Consider the following 18,935-nt stretch of genomic DNA (forward strand, 5'->3'; position numbering starts at 1 on the left):
TGGGCGAAACCGGTTTCATGCTAACCTGGTCGCTCTTCCATGCAACCGGTTTCATGGAATTCTGAGAGCCAAATCACTCCCCGGAATGTCAGCCATATTTCGTTGCATAACGAAGCATGCCGATGCGAACTGCATAAACTGGCGGCACTGACCCAGAGGGAGTAACGCTATGATCGCAGTACTGTTTGAAGCGGATATCGCCGCCGGGGCGCAGGAACGTTATCTGCACCTGGCTGCTGAACTCAAACCACACTTGACGCAACTCGACGGTTTTATCGCCATTGAGCGTTTTCAAAGCCTGACCCATGACGGCAAAATTTTGTCGCTGTCGTGGTGGCGTGATGAAGCGGCGGTGCAGGCCTGGCAGAAGGACGCCCGGCACCAGGCGGCACAGGTGGAAGGGCAATACGCAATCTTTTCCTTTTACCGTATCCGCGTGGCGCAGGTGTTGCGCGATTATTCATCGGAAAGCAGGAAAGCAAGCCATGTATGATATTCACGTTATGCTTAACACCACGCCCGGCGGGCTGGCGGCGCTCGGTTCGACACTGGGCAGCCATGGCATCGGGCTGGAAGGGGGCGGCGTCTTCACGGTCGGCAGTGAAAGCCATGCTCATTTTCTGGTGGTGGAAGGAGAGCGCGCCAGGCAGGTGCTACAAGCGGCTGGCTTTACCGTGCTGGCCATCACGCAGCCTGTCATTCGCAAGCTCCGTCAGGAAAAAACCGGCGAGTTAGGCGAGATTGCCCGCACGATAGCGCAACACGGCATTAATATTGTTGTGCAATACAGCGATCACGATAATCGACTGATCTTGCTGACGGATAATGACACCCTGACCCGCGAGGTCACCCAACGTTGGGATATACCGCCACAATGAGCTTACCCGGTTTGCACCGTCCGCCAGAGAGCGGACCTGAATTGGAAGAGGCGCTGGCTGGCATTGCCAGCGCGATGTCTGACCCTTCACGGGCGCGAATGCTCTGCGCGCTGATGGACGGACGGGCGTGGACCGCAACGGAGTTGAGTGCGGTAGCCGAGATTGCTGCCTCAACCGCAAGCGCGCATCTCAACCGGTTGCTGAATCATGGTCTGCTGGTCTGCGTATCGCAAGGACGGCACCGTTACTACCGCCTGGCGGGAAGCGATGTCGCCGGGCTACTGGAAAATATGATGGGCGTGTCGATGCGCCAGGCGCGCGCGCTGGTCACCCGTACCCCGGTTGAGCTGCGCCGGGCCCGCACTTGCTACGATCACCTTGCGGGGGAAATTGCCGTGAGGATTTTCGAATTTATGCAGGCAGAAGGCTGGATAACGCAGGACGGCAGCGCCGTAACAGAACGGGGTAAGAGTAAGCTGGCTGCGCTGGGCGTGACGCTGGATCCGCGTACCCGGCGTAAAGCCTGCTGTGCGTGCCTGGACTGGAGCGAGCGCCGTTTTCATCTTGGCGGCGATGCCGGTGCATCGTTGCTGGTTGCGTTTGAACAGAAAGGTTGGTTATGCAGAGTGCCGGGTTACCGTGAAGTCACCGTCACCGGAGAGGGCAAAAGCGCGCTTTTTCGCGTGTTTGGCGTGGAGGCGTAAGCGGGTTTCAATAAAACATCTATCCGTGATGCCAGAGCCTTCAGGCTTTGAGGAAACGATAATGTCGGACATTATAACGACGTAACGGTTGCAAATGGCTATGTTGATAACCTGAAAGAGAGAGTTAATGCTGCCGATGCGGGGTGCTATCAGCGCGTCATTCGCTTGTCTGAACGCGTAGCGCGAAAACGGGGATTATTTTACGGCGCTCTTTTTTGGTCATGACCCGCGGTTTGAGGCAGATAAGCAAAAGTTCATCGCCAACGATCCCTCATCAGGTCATGAGGTGGCGAGTTTGCCCAGGCCAGGCGCAGCGTACTGCTGTCTTTCTGTCCCTGATGTTTGCCTGGTCTGAGAAAGGGCAGACCAGGCAAAATGACCACTTAATCCAGATCTGCGCCGTTGCTGGCAATCACTTTTTTATACCACCAGAACGACTTCTTGCGGCTGCGCGCCAGCGTACCGTGACCGGTATCGTCGCGATCGACATACACAAAGCCATAGCGTTTGCTCATCTCGCCAGTTGAGGCCGCCACCAGATCGATGCATCCCCAGGTGGTGTAGCCTATCACCGGGATCCCGTCTTCAATGGCATCGCTCATGGCGCGGATGTGCTCGCGCAAATAGCTGATGCGGTAATCATCCTCAATCTCGCCGTTGTCAGTGATCTCATCTTTGGCACCGAGGCCGTTTTCCACCAGGAACAGCGGTTTCTGATAGCGGTCGTACATCATATTCATGGTGATACGCAGCCCCAGAGGATCGATCCCCCAGCCCCATTCGCTGACTTCAATATGCGGATTACGCAATGATTTTACGATGTTCGCCGCACTGGTGTTATTGGCGTTCATCTCTGCCGATGCGCAGCGGGAGGCGTAGTAGCTGAAGGAGACGAAATCGACGGTATGTTTCAGGATCTCGTCGTCGCCATCCTCTTTGATAATGCTCACCCCTTTTTCACGGAATACGCGGGCGGAATAGGCCGGGTAGGCGCCGCGCGCCTGAACATCGATAAAGAACAAGTTTTCACGATCTTTTTCCAGCGCGGTCCATACATCGGCCGGTTTACAGGAGTACGGATAAAAGTTACCGCCTGCCAGCATACAGCCCACCTGGCTTTGCGGATTCACTTCGTGGGCGATTTTGGTCGCCAACGCGCTGGCAATCAGCTCATGGTGCGCCGCCTGGTATTTCACCTGATCCTGATTTTCTCCCTCTTCAAACACCAGCCCGGCACCCGAAAAGGGGCTATGCAGCATAATGTTGATTTCATTGAAGGTCAGCCAGTACTTCACCAGCCCGTCGAATGCCTCAAAACAGGTCCGCGCATAGCGGGTAAAAAACTCCACCATTTTGCGGTTGCGCCAGGAGCCATACTCAATGACCAGATGCATCGGCACATCGAAATGGCACAGCGTCACCAGCGGTTCAATATTGTATTTTTTGCACTCTTCGAACACCGCGCGATAGAAGGCAATGCCTTCCGGGTTCGGCGTTAACTCGTCGCCTTTCGGGTAGAGACGGCTCCAGGCAATGGACGTGCGAAACACGGTAAAGCCCATTTCCGCCATCAGCGCGATATCTTCTTTATAACGGTGATAAAAATCGATCGCCTGGTGGCTCGGGTAATATTCGTCATCACGCAATGCGAAGCGTTTTTCCTGCCCCAATTTGACCGGCAAACGGTTCACGCCGTGTGGGATCATATCGACGGTGGTCAGCCCCTTACCGCCCTCCAGATATCCCCCTTCCGACTGGTTGGCGGCAAGTGCGCCGCCCCATAAAAATCCTTGCGGAAATACTGACATGCGTTACCTCGTTGTGTTAATCAGGCTCGTGCTTCTTTCACATTAACCGGCGTTGCAGGCTGCGGTTTGTTCTCGGTTTCGACCGGAATATCTTCAAACCCGAGCAGCAGCGTCAGCACAAAAGATAGCACCACTGCCAGCGCCATCACGCCAAACACCCAGACAATGGTCATTGGGTTCGCCGGGTCAAAAAACTGCACGCTGGTAAACAGGCCCGGAGCGGCCATTGAGTGGCTGGCCAGACCGGCAATACCGGCGACTGCGCCGCAAATAAAACCGCTGATCAGGCTGGCGATCAATGGGCGTTTCAGACGCACCGCGACCCCGTAGAGCGCGGGTTCAGAGATCCCGGCCAGAATAGCGGAAGCGGCTGCCGCCATCGCCGTCTGGCGCAGTTCCGGGTTTTTCGTTTTCCATGCCACCGCCAGCGACGAGCCGCCCAGTGACAGGTTGGCACCAATTTCAGACGGCATCACCATGCCTTCTTTACCGGTTTCGGCAATGGTCTGAATAATGGTCGGGGTAAAGACGCGGTGCATACCGGTCATGACCAGCAGCGGCCAGAGCGCGCCCATAATGGCGACCGACAACCAGCCAAGATAACCGTGAATGGTATAAACCAGCGCAGAGATGGCGCTACCGATCCAAATGCCGAGCGGCCCAATGAGCACAATCGCCAGCGGTGCGGCAATCAGCACAATCAGCATCGGTTTCAGGAAGTTTTTTGTCACCGCAGGCGTAATACGATCCACCCAGCGTTCGATATACGACAGGCACCAGGTCATTACCAGCGCCGGGATCACCGTATAGGTGTATTTCACCGCCGTGACGGGAATGAGCGCGAACTCGACATGCTCGCCCTGGGCGGCTTTCGCCATCAGGTCAATAAAGCTCGGGTGCACCAGCACGCCGGCAATGGCGATTGCCAGCGACATATTGGTTTTAAATTTAACCGCCGCAGAAGCAGCGACCATCAGCGGCAGGAAGAAGAACGCACCGTCGCCGATCACCGTCAGAATGGTCAGCGTTGAGGAGCCTTTTGGCAGCACACCGGACATCTCCAGTACCATTGCCAGCAGTTTCACCATTGAGCCGCCGATAATCGCCGGGATCAGTGGTGACATGGTACCGATCAGCGCATCCAGGATCCCTGCACCGATACGTCTGAGCGTCAGTTTCTGCGTGGTCTGCACGTCTACCGGCTGCATATCCTGTGGCAACAGGCTGACCACTTCGCGGAACGCCTGCGAAACGGTATTGCCAATGATCACCTGGCACTGATTGTCGTTACGCACCACGCCCATCACGCCGCTAATACTTTTCAGCGTTGGACTGTCGACGCGGGTTGCATCCTTCACCACAAAGCGCAGGCGCGTCATGCAGTGCGTTACGGCGGCGATGTTATCCGCCCCGCCAAGCGCGTCCACGACCGAGTGGGCCAGCGCCGCATAATTTTTTGCCATTGGATTATTATCCTGTTTTATCAATGAGATACATTTTCACGGCCAGATCATTCAGCCATGAAACAGAAATAGGTAACCGGTTCCACAAAATCATGATGAGTTTATTTGAGTCTAACAAGATCTAAATTTGACCAATTTTTAAAATCGTGATGCTTATCACTCTGTTGCGTTAAGCAGCGCGGCACAGTGGCGGTTGTTAACTGTTCCAATAATCCCGGAGGCTGCAGTACACTGCGGCTGAGGATATTGGCGAGGGGAAAAGATGGCGACAATGCAGGAAGTGGCAAAGCGGGCAGGGGTGTCGAAGGCGACGGTGTCCCGCGTGCTCACAGGCAAAGGCTATGTCGGCGAGGAGACAAAAGCGCGCGTGTTTCAGGCCATTGCCGAAAGTGGTTACCGCCCGAATTTGCTGGCCCGCAGCCTGGCGACCAACAAAACCCAAACGCTGGGGCTGGTGGTCACTAACACCCTTTACCACGGCGTTTACTTTAGTGAACTGCTTTCCCACGCCGCGCGGATGACCGAAGACAAAGGACGCCAGTTATTGTTGGCAGACGGTAAGCACAGCGCCGATGAAGAGCGTCAGGCCATTCAATATTTGCTCGATTTACGTTGTGACGCGATCATTATTTATCCGCGTTTTCTGAGTGTCGACGAGCTGGATGAGATAATTCAAAACCATTCGCAGCCAATTATGGTGCTTAATCGTCGTTTACGTAAAAACAGTAGTCACTGTGTTTATTCAGATCAAAAAGCGTCAAGCCAGAATGCTGTCGCGAAAATTATTACTCAAGGGCACCGGGATATTGCTTTTATTACCGGCTCGCTGGATTCCCCAACCGGGATTGAGCGTTTATCCGGTTATAAAGATGCGCTAACGCAGCACGGTATTACCCTTCGTAATGAGTTGATCGTTCAAGGGAAGTGGACGCCGGCCAGCGGCGCGTCTGCCGTGGCGAAATTATTGTCGCGCAACGTCACGTTTAGCGCACTGGTAGCCAGTAACGATGATATGGCGATCGGGGCAATTAAACAGTTACATGATAATAAAATAGCCGTGCCGCAGCAGGTTTCGGTAATTGGTTTTGATGATATTGCAATTGCACCTTTTACGGTTCCGGCTTTATCGAGTGTCAAAATTCCGGTCACGGAAATGATCAAAGAAACCATTAACCGCTTAATCTTTATGCTCGACGGCGGAGACTTTAAATACCAGCAAAGCTTTCCCGGCGAATTAATGTTACGCGATTCACTAATTGCCGGCCCCCACGCCTGATCTCGTCATCTGTCATCGACACTTCTGTCGATGACAGTTTTTCACTGTCTCCTTTTTGTAAAATATCTTTAAATTTCAATGAATTAATATTTGGCACGTTTTATGAATACTCCGGCGGGTTAAGGCATATTGCTGGAGGAATGATGAACCGATTTATGATGGCAGACGCTGCGAAGTGCATTGGCTGCCGAACCTGCGAGGTCGCCTGTGTGGTGTCTCACCAGGAAAACCAGGACTGCGCGGCGCTCACCCCCGAGACGTTTCTACCGCGTATTCATGTCATTAAAGGCGTAAACGTGTCGACGGCGACCATTTGCCGTCAATGTGAAGATGCCCCCTGTGCCAACGTCTGCCCGAATAACGCCATTCGCCGCGATGAAGGTTTTGTGCATGTCATGCAGGAGCGCTGCATTGGCTGCAAAACCTGCGTGGTGGCATGCCCCTACGGTGCGATGGAGGTGGTTGTCCGCCCGGTTATTCGCCAGAGCGGCGTGGGACTGACCGTACGTGCGGAAAAAGCCGAAGCCAATAAATGCGATTTATGCAGCGACCGGGCTGAAGGTCCCGCCTGTATGCAGGCGTGCCCGACCAAGGCGCTGGTGTGTGTCGATCGCAACTTACTGGAGCAGATGAGCGCAGAGAAACGCCGTCGTGCGGCGCTGGATAGCGCCATTTCACTGGTGTTTTAAACACCCATCTTTCACTTTTAACAGGTCTGTTACTGATGAAAAAAATTACGAGCGTTTGCCCTTATTGCGGCGCAGGCTGCAAACTTAAACTGGTGGTGGATGAGGGGAAAATCATTCGTGCGGAAGCAGCGAATGGCCACACCAACCAGAACGAACTCTGCCTGAAAGGCTATTACGGCTGGGATTTCCTTAACGATACCAAATTGCTGACGCCACGCCTGACGCAGCCGATGATCCGCTACGAAAAAGGCGGCAAACTTACTCCGGTGACCTGGGATGAAGCCATCCGTTATACCGCGAAGCGCCTGAGCGAAATTAAAGCGAAATATGGCCCGCGTTCGATTATGACTACCGGGTCGTCACGCGGCACGGGGAATGAAACCAACTATGTGATGCAGAAATTCGCCCGCGGCGTACTTCACACGAACAATGTCGACTGCTGCGCGCGGGTGTGCCACGGGCCTTCCGTCGCCGGGTTGCAAGAAACACTCGGCAATGGCGCAATGAGCAACTCCATTGAAGACATTGAAAACTCCAGTTGCCTGCTGGTGTTCGGGTATAACTGCGCCGATTCACACCCTATCGTGGCGCGCCGGGTGATTAAAGCGCGGCAGAAAGGCGCGAAAATCATCGTCTGCGATCCGCGTCGCATTGAAACTGCGCGCATTGCCGACCAACATTTGCAACTGAATAACGGCTGCAATATGGCGATGGTCAATGCGTTTGGCTATGTGCTGCTGGAAGAAGAACTCTACGACAAAGATTATGTCGCCAACTTCACTACCGGGCTGGAAGCCTACCGGGAAACGGTAAAAGATTATGCCCCGGAAGCGATCGAGCATCTGACCGGTGTTCCGGCAAAACAGATCCGCCAGGCAATGCGCACCTACGCAGCGGCACCCTCTGCCACCATTATGTGGGGCATGGGCGTGACCCAGTTTGGTCAGGCCGTTGATGTGGTAAAAGGGCTTTCCAGCCTGGCCTTGCTCACCGGTAACCTGGGGCGCGAGCATGTGGGCGTGGGACCTGTGCGCGGGCAGAACAATGTGCAGGGCGCATGCGACATGGGGGTGATCCCAAATCAATTCCCTGGCTATCAGGATGTGGTGAATGCCGAAGTGCGGGCGAAATTCGCCAAAGCCTGGGGCATTGATCCTTCCGTGATGGACGATAAAGTCGGCGTGCGTATTACTGAAGTGCCGCATCTGGCGCTGGAAGGCAAGGTCAAAGCCTATTACATCATGGGTGAAGATCCGTTGCAGACCGAAGCAGACCTGGGGCTGGTGCGTAAAGGTTTTGAAGCGCTGGAACTGGTGGTGGTGCAGGACATCTTTATGACCAAAACCGCGGAACAGGCCGATGTGCTGCTGCCCGCCACCTCATGGGGCGAACATGGCGGCGTCTTTACCTGTGCCGACCGGGGATTCCAGCGTTTTGAAAAAGCCATTGAGCCGAAATACAACGTCAAACGCGACTGGGAAATCATCAGCCTGATTGCCACCGAAATGGGCTACCCCATGCACTACGACAACAACCAGCAGATTTGGGATGAGCTGCGTGAGTTGTGCCCGCTTTTCTACGGAGTCACCTATGAAAAAATGGGCGACATGGGACATGTGCAATGGCCTTGCCCAACGCTGGACCATCCGGGTACGCCGTATCTGTATCAGAACAATAAGTTTGATACGCCCGACGGCAAAGGCCACTTGTTCGCCGCGCAATGGCGCGCACCGGCGGAACGCCCGGATGCTGATTTCCCGCTGGTGTTGTGTACCGTACGCGAAGTCGGTCATTACTCCTGCCGTTCCATGACTGGCAACTGCGCGGCGCTGCAAACCCTGGCCGATGAACCGGGCTTTGTGCAGATGAGCCCGGCAGACGCCGAAGCATTAGGCGTGAAAGACAGGCAACTGGTGTGGGTAGAGTCGCGTCGTGGTAAAGTGATTTCCCGCGCTGATGTGAGCGAGCGTATCAATCACGGCACGGTATATATGACGTACCAATGGTGGATTGGCGCTTGCAACGAACTGACGCAGGATAATCTGGATCCGATTTCGAAAACGCCGGAAACCAAATATTGCGCAGTGCGGGTGAGTGCGATCAACGATCAGCGCTGGGCGGAAGAGTACACTCAGACCACTTACCAACAGATGAAGACTCGCCTGCTGACGGCGGCGACGCAATGACAATATGACCAACAGCCACGGTGTCTGCTTACGCGTTTATGGAAAGGTTCAGGGGGTTGGTTTCCGCCCCTTTGTCTGGCAACTGGCGCAGCAGCTCGGGCTGAAGGGCGATGTCTGTAACGATGCGCAGGGTGTGGAGGTTCGTTTGCTCGGCGACGCGCGCGAATTCCTCACCCTGTTGCAGCAACAATGCCCGCCGCTGGCGCGTATTGACCGTGTGATAAGCACTCCGTTTCGCTGGCCATCCCAGCCGCATGATTTCGCCATCCGCCACAGCGCGGGCGGCGCAATGAATACCCAAATCGTCCCCGACGCGGCAACCTGTCCCGCCTGCCTGGCGGAGATGAACAATCCTGATGAGCGGCGCTACCGCTACCCGTTTATTAACTGCACCCATTGCGGGCCGCGCTTTACCATCATTCACGCTATGCCCTATGACCGCCCGTATACCGTGATGGCGGCCTTCCCGCTCTGCGCGGCCTGTGACGCCGAGTACCGCAACCCGCTGGACAGGCGTTTTCACGCACAGCCGGTTGCCTGCCCTGAATGTGGCCCAACGCTGGAGTGGCGCAGCCCGGCACAGCATTCCGCCGGAGAAGAGGCGTTGCAGGCGGCCATTCAGTTGCTGAAAAACGGCGGTATTGTGGCGGTCAAAGGCGTGGGCGGTTTTCATCTCGCTTGTGATGCCACCCAACAGAATGCGGTGCACCGCTTGCGTGAGCGTAAACGTCGCCCGGCAAAACCCCTGGCGGTAATGGTCAGCGGAACTGATGGTTTTACAGCGGATACCCGGCGGTTACTGGCTACGCCTGCGGCACCTATTGTGCTGGTGGATAAATCCTATGTCAGCGGATTATGTGCCGCCATTGCGCCAGGTCTCGATGAGGTGGGCGTTATGGTGCCGGCGAACCCGCTGCAGCATTTGCTGGCGCAGGCGTTGCAACGCCCGCTGGTGATGACCTCCGGCAACCTGAGCGGGAAACCGCCCGCGCTCACCAATGCACAGGCACTGGCCGATCTGGCGGACATTGCCGACGGTTTTCTGCTGCATAATCGCGATATCGTTCAGCGCATGGATGATTCGGTGCTGCGGGCGAATGGCGAAATGCTGCGGCGTTCCCGTGGCTATGTGCCCGACGCTATTCCCCTGCCGGAGGGGTTTCACGATATTCCGCCGATGCTGTGCGTCGGCGCCGATATGAAAAATACTTTTTGCCTGCTGCGCGGCAACAGCGCTGTTCCGGGGCAGCACTTTGGCGATCTGACGGATGATGGTGTAGAAGCACAGTGGCGCAACGCGCTGCATCTGATGCAGGCCATTTATGATTTTACGCCGCAACACTGTGTGGCGGACGCGCATCCCGCTTACCGTAGCCGTCAGTGGGCAGAAGGGGCCGTTTTACGCGTGCAGGACGTTTTGCATCACCATGCCCATGCCGCGGCGTGTCTTGGGGAGCATGGCTGGCCGCTGGAGGGGGGCGATGTGGTTGCCATGACCTTCGACGGGATTGGCATGGGGGAGGGCGGTGCGCTGTGGGGCGGTGAATGTTTACGGGTAAATTACCGCGAATGCGAACATTTAGGGGGGTTACCCGCTGTGGCGCTGCCGGGGGGCGATCTGGCGGCGCAGCAGCCGTGGCGCAATTTGCTGGCGCATATGCTGGCCTTTGTTCCTGACTGGCAGCATTACCCGGAGTGTGCAGTGCTTGAGCGGCAGAACTGGCCATTACTGGCACGGGCTGTCGCGCGGGGCATCAATGCGCCGCTGGCTTCCTCATGTGGTCGGCTGTTCGATGCCGTGGCCTGTGCGCTGGAGTGCGCGCCGCTGCAGTTGAGCTACGAAGGTGAGGCGGCCTGTCAGTTAGAAGCGCTGGCGGCGGGGTGCAGCGGGGTAAACCATCCGGTGACGCTGCCGGTGCGCGGCAACCGTCTCGATCTGACTGTGTTCTGGCGGCAGTGGCTGAACTGGAAAGCCAGCCCGGCGGAACGGGCATGGGCGTTTCATGATGCGCTGGCGCAAGGAATGGCAACGCTGGCGCGCCAGCAGGCAACGTCGCGCGCGATTTCGACGCTGGTGTTCAGCGGCGGAGTCATGCATAACCGCCTGCTGAAAGCCCGCCTGCGGGCGTATCTGTCGGAATTCCGGTTGTTATTCCCGCATCGTTTACCCGCCGGCGACGGCGGAATTGCCTTTGGTCAGGGGTTAGTGGCGGCAGCTCGCCTTAAGCAGACAGCGTCTTCAGAAGTGCAAAAGCGTCTTTCATCCGATCTTCGCTGACGACAAACGCGCGCAGTGTATCCTCTGCATCCATTCCTTTGGCCACCATGCCATCGGCGTCGGTGGCGATGTGCCAGCGCAGATCGTTGCGCGCCGTCTCACCGGCCAGATGCAGCGGCATCAACGGCGTTTTCACTTTCACCAGCATGGCAGGCAGCGTGAGTGGCGTGCTGTTGCCGGTCAGATTCTTCGCCAGCGTCATGGCGCTTAACTGGATAGGTTGCAGGTAGGGCAGTACGCGGCCATTGATCTCTGCACAGTCGCCAAGCGCAAAGATCTGCGGCTGGCTGGTTTGCAGCGTGCTATCGACCACAATGCCGCGCCCGACGTTAATACCAGCAGACTGCGCCAGACCAACCTGCGGCGTCAGACCGGTTGCGGCAACCACCACATCCACTTCGGTTTCACGATCATCATCCAGCGCGGCGCGGATGCCGTTGTCGGTTTGTTCGAGCGACAGCAGGCGGGATTTCAGCAGCAGTCGCACACCCATCGCCGTCAGGCAGTGCTGTAAACGGCCGCTCACTTCAGGCGGCATCAGTGAGGGCAGAATGCTGGCGGCGTTATCCAGTACGGTGACGGTTTTGCCCGCGCGGCAAAAATCCATCGCCAGTTCGCAGCCAATCAGTCCTGCGCCGACAATCAGTACCCGGCGGGCATCGCGCAGTTGCGCTTCGCATTGGCGGTACTCTTGCTGGCTGTTGAGCGTCAGCATGAGCGCACTGCCAGGTAGCGGCGGAATAAATGCCGCTGCTCCGGTTGCCAGCACCAGTTTGTCGTACGGCCAGTGCTGGTCGGCACTTTTCACGATCCGGTTCTCTGTATCAATGGCGGTAACGCGGGTATGCGGAAACAGTTGCACAGCATATTGCTCGGCAAACTCCCCCGCCGACTGGCGGGTGAGGTCGTCTGCTCGCTGTGCAAGACTGATGACATGGCTGAGATCCGGTTTGTTGTACTCGTCCATGCTGTCGGCGGCGATAAGCGTCAGCGGCAGGGTGGCATCCAGTTTGCGGATGTTTTTAACCAGCGTGCGGGCGGCAAAGCCGGAGCCAATAATCACAATGCCTGCGTTCATTTTGCCTCCGTCGCCAGTTCGTCGAACACCTCTTTACCTAATGAGCATTCCGGGCACAGGAAGTTATCCGGCACATCGCTCCACGGCGTGCCTGGGGCGACGTCCTGCATCGGCTCGCCTTTGGCGGGATCGTAGATCCACTGGCAGACGCTGCACTGCATTTGCGGGCCGAGAGAGGCTGCAGCGGCAGCTGCACACGCGCAGGCTTGTTGCGCTGGCGTACTGACGGGAGTCGCCGGTTCTGGCAGTGGTGACAGCGCCCACTGGCGGGCAATCTCGCGACCGTGCTGGCGGCACACTTCCAGTGCATCAATATCGGGCCGCCATTTGGCTTTCAGACTGACAGACATCTCAAAGCCTGCATCCTGTAAGCGGGTTGAGAGTCTATCTACGGCACCGCCGCTCCAGCCATGCGAGCCGAAAGCACTGGCGCGTTTGTTGCGAAAACGCAGGCCGGTTATCTCTTCGACCAGGCCGGCGATTTTCGGCATCATCACATTATTCATTGTTGAGGTGCCGACCAGGACACCTTTAGAACGGAACACATTGGTCAGAATGTCGTTTTTGTCGCTGCGGGCAACGTTGAAAATTTTCACCGCCACGCGCGGGTCTACTTCGTTGATCCCCTGGGCAATGGCATCTGCCATCATGCGGGTATTATTGGACATGGTGTCGTAGAAAATCGTGATGCGATCTTCCTGATAATCCGCCGCCCATTTCAAATACAACTCAACAATTTGCGTGGGGTTGTCGCGCCATACCACGCCGTGTGAGGTCGCAATCATATCAACCGGCAGGTTAAAGCCGAGGATTTCAGTAATTTTTGGCGTTACCAGGCGGCTGAACGGCGTCAGAATATTGGCATAGTAGCGCTGGCACTGTTCAAACAGTTCAGCCTGATCCACTTCATCATTAAATAGCCGTTCATCGCAGTAGTGCTGGCCAAAAGCATCGTTACTGAACAGCACAGCGTCACCAGTCAGGTAGGTCATCATGCTGTCTGGCCAGTGCAGCATCGGGGTTTCAACGAAAATCAGCTGTTTGCCGTTGCCAATATCCAGCGTGTCGCCGGTTTTGACGACGTGAAAATTCCACTCCGGATGGTGATGGTGGCCATTAATGGAGTCGATGGCATTGTTGGTACAGTAAATGGGCGTGTCAGGGATATGCGACATCAGTTCGGTGAGCGCGCCTGCATGATCTTCTTCAGCGTGGTTAATCACGATGTAATCGATCATCTCCAGGTCGATTTCACTCCGCAGGTTCTGCACAAACTCGCGGCTGAATTTATGATCAACAGTATCGATCAGGACGGTTTTGCCTTCGCGAATTAAATAACTGTTATAGCTGCTCCCTTTCAGGGTCTTATATTCGGTACCGTGGAAGTCACGCACTTCCCAGTCGCGTTGCCCAACCCAGTGAATGTTATTTTTTACATGAATGGTCATTTCAGTTGTCCTGTGTCGTTTTCTTAAATTCGATGCAGGACATATATCAAGTAACGTGCCAACTTTTATTTGTATGATTTTAAATGTTTTTATTTTTATAGTGAAAATTTCACAGTCAGAATGACTATGATGTATGCAGTCAATATGACACTATGCATTGTCAAATTGACAGTGAGGCCGGAATGAGTTTTTCCTTGAATGTGCTGGCGGGCATCGCCATTGAATTGCAGAGCGGTATTGGGCATGCGGATCGTTTCCAGCGGTTGATCACCACGTTGCGTCAGGTGCTGGAGTGCGACGCCTCAGCGCTGCTGCGCTATGAGGCACGGCAGTTTATTCCTCTGGCCATTGATGGGCTGGCGCAGGACGTACTGGGGCGGCGTTTTACCCTGGAAGGCCACCCGCGGCTGGAAGCCATTGCCCGTGCCGGAGATGTGGTGCGTTTCCCGGCGGACAGTGGCTTGCCCGACCCCTACGATGGGTTAATTCCCGGGCAGGAGAGCCTGAAAGTGCATGCCTGCGTTGGTTTGCCACTGTTTGCCGGGCAGAACCTGATTGGCGCCCTGACGCTGGATGGGATGGCACCTGACCAGTTCGACACCTTTAGTGATGAAGAGCTGCGGCTGATTGCGGCGCTGGCGGCAGGAGCGCTCAATAATGCGCTGCTGATTGAGCAACTGGAAAGCCAGAATATGCTGCCCGGCGCGCCAGCGGCGTTTGAGCAGGTGGCGCACAGCGAGATGATTGGTCTTTCCGCCGGGATGACGCAGTTGAAAAAAGAGATCGATATTGTCGCGGCGTCCGATCTTAATGTGTTGATCAGTGGCGAAACCGGCACCGGCAAAGAACTGGTCGCGAAAGCGATCCACGAAGGGTCGCCGCGTGCCGCGAACCCGCTGGTTTATCTCAATTGTGCTGCATTGCCGGAAAGCGTAGCGGAAAGCGAATTGTTTGGTCATGTCAAAGGGGCCTTTACCGGTGCGATTAGCCACCGTAGCGGCAAATTTGAAATGGCTGACAATGGCACGCTGTTCCTGGATGAAATCGGCGAGCTTTCACTGTCGTTACAGGCAAAACTGCTGCGTGTGCTGCAATATGGCGACATTCAGCGAGTGGGGGACGATCGTAGCTTACGTGTGGATGTGCGTGTGCTGGCGGCCACTAACCGGGATCTCCGCGAAGAGGTGCTGGCCGGGCGGTTCCGCGCAGATCTGTTCCACCGGCTGAGTGTTTTTCCGCTGTCGGTGCCGCCGCTGCGCGAGCGGGGCGACGATGTGGTGCTGCTGGCCGGGTATTTCTGCGAGCAGTGCCGCCTGCGCCTTGGGCTTGGCCGCGTGGTGCTCAGCCCCGGCGCGCGTCACCACTTGCTCAGTTACCGCTGGTCAGGCAATGTGCGCGAACTGGAACATGCTATCCACCGGGCAGTGGTGCTGGCGCGCGGCACGCGTAATCAGGGTGAAGTGGTGCTCGAAGCACGCCATTTTTCCCTGACTGATGAACCCGCGCAGCCGGAACCGGCACTGGCGGAACTGCCTGTCGGGCTGAACCTGCGCAAGGCAACAGAGGATTTTCAACGGACGATGGTTTCCCGCACGTTGCAGGAGAGTGGCGGCAACTGGGCCGCCAGCGCCCGCAGGCTGGAAATGGACGTTGCCAACCTGCACCGGCTGGCGAAACGCCTGGGCCTTAAGGGTTAGAGAATGCCCGCCTGATAGAAGTCCTGCAGGTTGATGGCGCCGACCAGAAGTCCGGCGTCATCAATGACGGGGGCGGCAGCAATCTTACGCTGCATTAGCCGTTCTTTGGCGTCTACGGCGCGGCTGTGGGCATTTAGCGTGATACCGCCGTGGGTCATCGCTTCGCTGACGTCGGTGCTGAGCGCACCGCCCGCTACCAGCCAGCGACGCAGGTCGCCATCGGTAAAGACGCCCTGTACGCGGCGCTGGCTGTCGCATACTGCCACCATACCCAGCCCGGTGCGGCTGAGTTCCAGCATCGCGTCCATTACGCTGGTGGTCAGCTGTACCTGTGGCAGTTGCTCATCTTTGCGCATCAGGTGGTGCACTTTATTCAGCAAGCGTGCGCCCAGCGCGCCTGCCGGATGGGAGCGGGCAAAGTCTTCTTCATCAAAGCCGCGCGCCTGCATCACCGCCATAGCCAGCGCATCGCCCATCATCAGCGTGGTGACGGTGCTGGAGGTCGGGGCCAGATGCATCGGGCAGGCTTCGCGTTCCACGGAAATATCCAGCACCGCATGGGCGGCTAACGCCAGCGGCGAACGCGGTTTACCGGTCATCGCCAGCAGTGCGACGGATTTCTCTTCCAGCCGGGGCAGGATGAGTTCCAGCTCTCTGGCGGAACCGGAGTAAGAGATAAACAGCATAATGTCCCGGCTCTCGACCATGCCTAAATCGCCATGCAGCGCTTCCGCAGGATGAACGAAGAAGGCCGGGGTGCCGGTACTGGCTAGGGTGGCGGCGATTTTCTTGCCGATATGCCCGGATTTGCCAATACCCGAGACAATGACTTTGCCACGGCAGTTCAGTACGGTTTCGGCGGCGCGAACGAAATCGTCGCCCAGTCTTTCGGGCAGGCGGCTGGCTTCCTGAAGCTCCAGCAGCAGGGTTTGCCGCCCGGTATTGATGAAGGATTCACTCATGATGCTCTCCGGCAATGATCACCTCGACCCCTTTCTCCTCCAGCGCGGCACGAACGTCCGGCGGGATCCCGGCATCGGTGATCAGTTTATTCACGCTTTCCAGGCTGCAAACAACGTTAGGGCTTTTACGGCCGAACTTTGAGGAGTCTGCCATCAGGATCACCTCGCGGGCGGCGTTACACATGGCTTTGCTGACGGTAAACACTTCGTTGAAGGTGGTCACGCCGGCATTCAGGTCGATGCCGTCTGTCCCCATAAAGAGTTTGTCGAAACTGAAATGCTCAAAGGCGTTCTCTGCCAGTTGCCCATGAAAAGAGGCCGATTTTTTGCGGAATGTCCCGCCCGGCATCAGGATGGTTTGCTCGTTATCCAGCTCTGACAACGCGTTGACGATATGCAGGCTGTTGGTCATCACCGTGATGTTATTGAAGTGACTGAGCAGCGGCACCATCTGCAGTACGGTGCTGCCTGCATCAAGAATAATGGAGTCGCCATCGTGAATATAGGCAACCGCCGCTTCGGCGATCTGCCCTTTTTGCACGGTGTTGATCAGCGTTTTGTGATCGATGGGCGGATCGGCTTCGTCTTTATTAAGCACCACACCGCCATAAGTGCGGATCACCGCACCAGAGTGCTCCAGCGCGACAAGATCCTTACGAATGGTCGTCCCTGTGGTGTCGAAGTATGCTGCCAGCTGTTCAACAGAACACTTTCCCTGCTTTTGCAGATGCTCAAGAATAGCCGCCTGACGCTGACGTGGTTTCATAGGCGCTGATATCCTGCGTTACGTTGCGAAATGATAATTTCGCAAGCTAATAGCGTTCACAACGAAATTATCAATGTTTCATTTTAAGCGCTAATGATAGAGCATTCCGACAGCCAGGATCATGGGGAAAGATCACATCAGGGTTTAATTCCTCTCTTTTTAAGCCGATTAAGTGATTGATTTTTGCCGGACGGGCAAAAACAGTGATGCCGCGCATCAGCAGCGTGTCGCTGACGCAGTCCTGCTTATCAAAAGCCAGCGCCAGCACCGTGCGGGGTTTAAAGCGCCCACCTGAGCGCCCGACCCCTACGCGCCCGCGCAGGCAAAGCGCATCGAACGCATGGTTAAACTGACGGATTTGCCAGCCGCCCAGCGCAAGCTGGCTGAGCCAGGCGATAGCAGCAACGGTGATCAGTGCGGGAACCATAACTTTCTCCTTCTCCTTTTCAGGACGTATAACCCGGCCTGCACGCAGTGGCAGGCCAGATATAAAAAGCGCCACCAGCATTTGCCCGTGATGTCGCCGGAGGGGGATGCGTCAGAACATCACCTGGCCGCCGGTCACATTGATGGACTGGCCAGTGCAGTAAGACGCTTTACTGCTGGCGTAGAACATCAATACGTTCAGCACATCCTGGTAGTCGCAGCCACGTTTCAACGGCACTTTGTCGATGTAGTACTGCTCTACTTCGTCTGCAGCAATGCCGAGTTTGCTGGCGTATTGCGGGATCAATGACTGGAACATAGGCGATTTCAACAAGTTGCCGAGCATCAGCGAGTGGACGGTAATGCCATACTCTGCCAGATCCAGCGCCAGCGACTGCGTCAACCCTACGCCGCCGAACTTGGCGGCGCTGTAACCGGAGTTGTGTTTGCTGCCCACTTTGCCCGACTTCGAATTGATTTGGATAATGCGCCCCTGGATACCGTCGCGGATCATCAGCCTGGCGAATTCCCTCGCGCACAGGAAATAGCCCACCAGATTGACCTGCAATGAGCGGTCGAAGTCCCCGAGGGCAAAGTCGCTAATAAACGCTGCCTTGGCGATGCCAGCGCTGTAGACCAGCAGATCGGCGCGGCCGAAGATTTCATCGACGCCGCGTGCCAGCGCCAGTACGCTCTGTTCGCTGGTGGCATCGGCGCCAAAGCCGTAGGCAGTGCCTTCGCCAAACTCGCTGTTGATTCCCTGCGCGACATTCGCCGCTTTATCACTCTGAATATCCACTACCGCGACGCGGTACCCTTCTGCGGCAAGCCCACGGCTCAGGAACGCCCCAAGGGTTTGTCCTCCGCCAATGACTACGGCAACCTGTTTCATATGATTCTCCTTACCTCTTAAGCAACAAATTTCAAAATGCAACCTGGGGCGACGCCGGCCGGTGTCGGGCCGTCGACATGTACTGTGCCGGGGTATTCCGCCTGTGTTTGCCCGTCGAACCGCAGCGTAATGTGGCCCAGTTCGCGCAGATTAAGTTCGGCAACCTCGCCGACAGCGGTGACCGGATAGCGCTGTTCGCCCAGCAGTAACTCCGCGCCAGGGCGCAGCGCACCGGACAACTCACCGTGGTTATGGATAAAGCAGAACTCCGCCACGTCGGCAGGTGCGCCTTCACGAAACGTAATCAGCATGTTGTCGCTGAGCGCATCCTGCGCGCAGCCGCCGATATGGGTAATGGTGGTCTGGTAAATGACACTCATCGCA

The 18,935-nt window shown here is 56.4% G+C and carries 17 protein-coding genes; 8 read left to right on the forward strand and 9 right to left on the reverse strand.

The window, feature by feature from the left end:
• Positions 1-169: 169 nt before the first annotated feature.
• The 3 genes from RTX30_RS17015 to RTX30_RS17025 are packed head-to-tail and all read left to right on the forward strand — an operon-like array spanning position 170 to position 1,582.
• Positions 170-493, forward strand: coding sequence for an antibiotic biosynthesis monooxygenase (locus tag RTX30_RS17015; protein WP_312691342.1), 324 nt, complete (start codon positions 170-172; stop codon positions 491-493).
• On the forward strand, positions 486-878 hold the full coding sequence (locus tag RTX30_RS17020) for an amino acid-binding protein (RefSeq protein ID WP_312691343.1): 393 nt from the start codon (positions 486-488) through the stop codon (positions 876-878). The genes RTX30_RS17015 and RTX30_RS17020 overlap by 8 nt, the downstream gene beginning before the upstream one ends.
• On the forward strand, positions 875-1,582 hold the full coding sequence (locus RTX30_RS17025) for a winged helix-turn-helix domain-containing protein (protein WP_312691344.1): 708 nt from the start codon (positions 875-877) through the stop codon (positions 1,580-1,582). Before RTX30_RS17020 ends, RTX30_RS17025 begins: the two co-directional genes overlap by 4 nt.
• Before the next feature lie 383 nt (positions 1,583-1,965).
• Here RTX30_RS17025 and RTX30_RS17030 read toward each other — a convergent pair whose 3' ends face one another.
• On the reverse strand, positions 1,966-3,390 hold the full coding sequence (locus RTX30_RS17030; RefSeq protein ID WP_312691345.1) for a 6-phospho-beta-glucosidase: 1,425 nt from the start codon (positions 3,388-3,390) through the stop codon (positions 1,966-1,968).
• 20 nt (positions 3,391-3,410) lie between these two features.
• Positions 3,411-4,853 carry a PTS cellobiose/arbutin/salicin transporter subunit IIBC gene (gene ascF / locus RTX30_RS17035; protein WP_312691346.1) on the reverse strand — a complete coding sequence of 481 codons (1,443 nt, stop codon included), beginning with the start codon at positions 4,851-4,853 and terminating at the stop codon, positions 3,411-3,413.
• Between the two features lie 262 nt (positions 4,854-5,115).
• Between ascF and RTX30_RS17040 the strand changes: the two genes are divergently transcribed.
• The 4 genes from RTX30_RS17040 (at position 5,116) to hypF (ending at position 11,282) form a co-directional block, all read left to right on the forward strand.
• On the forward strand, positions 5,116-6,129 hold the full coding sequence (locus RTX30_RS17040) for a LacI family DNA-binding transcriptional regulator (RefSeq protein ID WP_312691347.1): 1,014 nt from the start codon (positions 5,116-5,118) through the stop codon (positions 6,127-6,129).
• A 143-nt stretch (positions 6,130-6,272) separates the two neighbouring features.
• Positions 6,273-6,818, forward strand: a complete 546-nt coding sequence (gene hydN / locus RTX30_RS17045; protein ID WP_312691373.1) for an electron transport protein HydN — start codon at positions 6,273-6,275, stop codon at positions 6,816-6,818.
• 35 nt (positions 6,819-6,853) lie between these two features.
• Positions 6,854-9,004 carry a formate dehydrogenase subunit alpha gene (fdhF, locus tag RTX30_RS17050; RefSeq protein ID WP_312691348.1) on the forward strand — a complete coding sequence of 717 codons (2,151 nt, stop codon included), beginning with the start codon at positions 6,854-6,856 and terminating at the stop codon, positions 9,002-9,004.
• Between the two features lie 4 nt (positions 9,005-9,008).
• Positions 9,009-11,282: a carbamoyltransferase HypF gene (gene hypF / locus RTX30_RS17055; protein ID WP_312691349.1), complete on the forward strand. Its 2,274-nt coding sequence runs from the start codon at positions 9,009-9,011 to the stop codon at positions 11,280-11,282.
• Here the strand turns inward: hypF and norW are convergent.
• Together norW and norV are read right to left on the reverse strand one after the other, a co-directional pair.
• Positions 11,227-12,360, reverse strand: a complete 1,134-nt coding sequence (gene norW / locus RTX30_RS17060) for an NADH:flavorubredoxin reductase NorW (RefSeq protein WP_312691350.1) — start codon at positions 12,358-12,360, stop codon at positions 11,227-11,229. The two genes, hypF and norW, sit on opposite strands and share 56 nt — an antisense overlap.
• Positions 12,357-13,808 (reverse strand): anaerobic nitric oxide reductase flavorubredoxin, encoded by a 1,452-nt coding sequence (gene norV, locus RTX30_RS17065; RefSeq protein WP_312691351.1) that lies wholly within the window; start codon positions 13,806-13,808, stop codon positions 12,357-12,359. Before norV ends, norW begins: the two co-directional genes overlap by 4 nt.
• Before the next feature lie 182 nt (positions 13,809-13,990).
• Here norV and norR point away from each other — a divergent pair, with 182 nt between their 5' ends.
• The gene (gene norR, locus RTX30_RS17070; protein WP_312691352.1) at positions 13,991-15,505 is read left to right on the forward strand and encodes a nitric oxide reductase transcriptional regulator NorR; all 1,515 of its coding nucleotides are present in this window, start codon (positions 13,991-13,993) and stop codon (positions 15,503-15,505) included.
• On the opposite strand, the gene gutQ is transcribed toward norR, so the two are convergent.
• The 5 genes from gutQ to srlB form a co-directional block, all read right to left on the reverse strand.
• Entirely contained in the window at positions 15,502-16,467 is a 966-nt protein-coding gene (gutQ, locus tag RTX30_RS17075; RefSeq protein WP_312691353.1) for an arabinose-5-phosphate isomerase GutQ, read from the reverse strand. The genes norR and gutQ overlap by 4 nt on opposite strands.
• The gene (locus tag RTX30_RS17080; RefSeq protein WP_312691354.1) at positions 16,460-17,233 is read right to left on the reverse strand and encodes a DNA-binding transcriptional repressor; all 774 of its coding nucleotides are present in this window, start codon (positions 17,231-17,233) and stop codon (positions 16,460-16,462) included. Before RTX30_RS17080 ends, gutQ begins: the two co-directional genes overlap by 8 nt.
• Before the next feature lie 70 nt (positions 17,234-17,303).
• Positions 17,304-17,660 (reverse strand): transcriptional regulator GutM, encoded by a 357-nt coding sequence (gutM, locus tag RTX30_RS17085; RefSeq protein ID WP_312691355.1) that lies wholly within the window; start codon positions 17,658-17,660, stop codon positions 17,304-17,306.
• A gap of 111 nt (positions 17,661-17,771) precedes the next feature.
• On the reverse strand, positions 17,772-18,551 hold the full coding sequence (gene srlD, locus RTX30_RS17090) for a sorbitol-6-phosphate dehydrogenase (protein WP_312691356.1): 780 nt from the start codon (positions 18,549-18,551) through the stop codon (positions 17,772-17,774).
• Between the two features lie 17 nt (positions 18,552-18,568).
• Positions 18,569-18,931, reverse strand: a complete 363-nt coding sequence (gene srlB, locus RTX30_RS17095; protein ID WP_312691357.1) for a PTS glucitol/sorbitol transporter subunit IIA — start codon at positions 18,929-18,931, stop codon at positions 18,569-18,571.
• Between the last annotated feature and the right edge of the window lie 4 nt (positions 18,932-18,935).

This window comes from Kosakonia sp. (assembly GCF_032052965.1).
Classification (GTDB): Bacteria; Pseudomonadota; Gammaproteobacteria; order Enterobacterales; family Enterobacteriaceae; genus Kosakonia.

What these genes read in the sequence shown, in the direction of transcription:
- RTX30_RS17015 (WP_312691342.1), top strand. Translation starts at nt 170, where the DNA reads ATGATCGCAGTACTGTTTGAAGCGGATATCGCCGCCGGGGCGCAGGAA.
- RTX30_RS17020 (WP_312691343.1), top strand. Translation starts at nt 486, where the DNA reads ATGTATGATATTCACGTTATGCTTAACACCACGCCCGGCGGGCTGGCG.
- RTX30_RS17025 (WP_312691344.1), top strand. Translation starts at nt 875, where the DNA reads ATGAGCTTACCCGGTTTGCACCGTCCGCCAGAGAGCGGACCTGAATTG.
- RTX30_RS17030 (WP_312691345.1), bottom strand. Translation starts at nt 3,390, where the DNA reads ATGTCAGTATTTCCGCAAGGATTTTTATGGGGCGGCGCACTTGCCGCC.
- ascF (WP_312691346.1), bottom strand. Translation starts at nt 4,853, where the DNA reads ATGGCAAAAAATTATGCGGCGCTGGCCCACTCGGTCGTGGACGCGCTT.
- RTX30_RS17040 (WP_312691347.1), top strand. Translation starts at nt 5,116, where the DNA reads ATGGCGACAATGCAGGAAGTGGCAAAGCGGGCAGGGGTGTCGAAGGCG.
- hydN (WP_312691373.1), top strand. Translation starts at nt 6,273, where the DNA reads ATGAACCGATTTATGATGGCAGACGCTGCGAAGTGCATTGGCTGCCGA.
- fdhF (WP_312691348.1), top strand. Translation starts at nt 6,854, where the DNA reads ATGAAAAAAATTACGAGCGTTTGCCCTTATTGCGGCGCAGGCTGCAAA.
- hypF (WP_312691349.1), top strand. Translation starts at nt 9,009, where the DNA reads ATGACCAACAGCCACGGTGTCTGCTTACGCGTTTATGGAAAGGTTCAG.
- norW (WP_312691350.1), bottom strand. Translation starts at nt 12,360, where the DNA reads ATGAACGCAGGCATTGTGATTATTGGCTCCGGCTTTGCCGCCCGCACG.
- norV (WP_312691351.1), bottom strand. Translation starts at nt 13,808, where the DNA reads ATGACCATTCATGTAAAAAATAACATTCACTGGGTTGGGCAACGCGAC.
- norR (WP_312691352.1), top strand. Translation starts at nt 13,991, where the DNA reads ATGAGTTTTTCCTTGAATGTGCTGGCGGGCATCGCCATTGAATTGCAG.
- gutQ (WP_312691353.1), bottom strand. Translation starts at nt 16,467, where the DNA reads ATGAGTGAATCCTTCATCAATACCGGGCGGCAAACCCTGCTGCTGGAG.
- RTX30_RS17080 (WP_312691354.1), bottom strand. Translation starts at nt 17,233, where the DNA reads ATGAAACCACGTCAGCGTCAGGCGGCTATTCTTGAGCATCTGCAAAAG.
- gutM (WP_312691355.1), bottom strand. Translation starts at nt 17,660, where the DNA reads ATGGTTCCCGCACTGATCACCGTTGCTGCTATCGCCTGGCTCAGCCAG.
- srlD (WP_312691356.1), bottom strand. Translation starts at nt 18,551, where the DNA reads ATGAAACAGGTTGCCGTAGTCATTGGCGGAGGACAAACCCTTGGGGCG.
- srlB (WP_312691357.1), bottom strand. Translation starts at nt 18,931, where the DNA reads ATGAGTGTCATTTACCAGACCACCATTACCCATATCGGCGGCTGCGCG.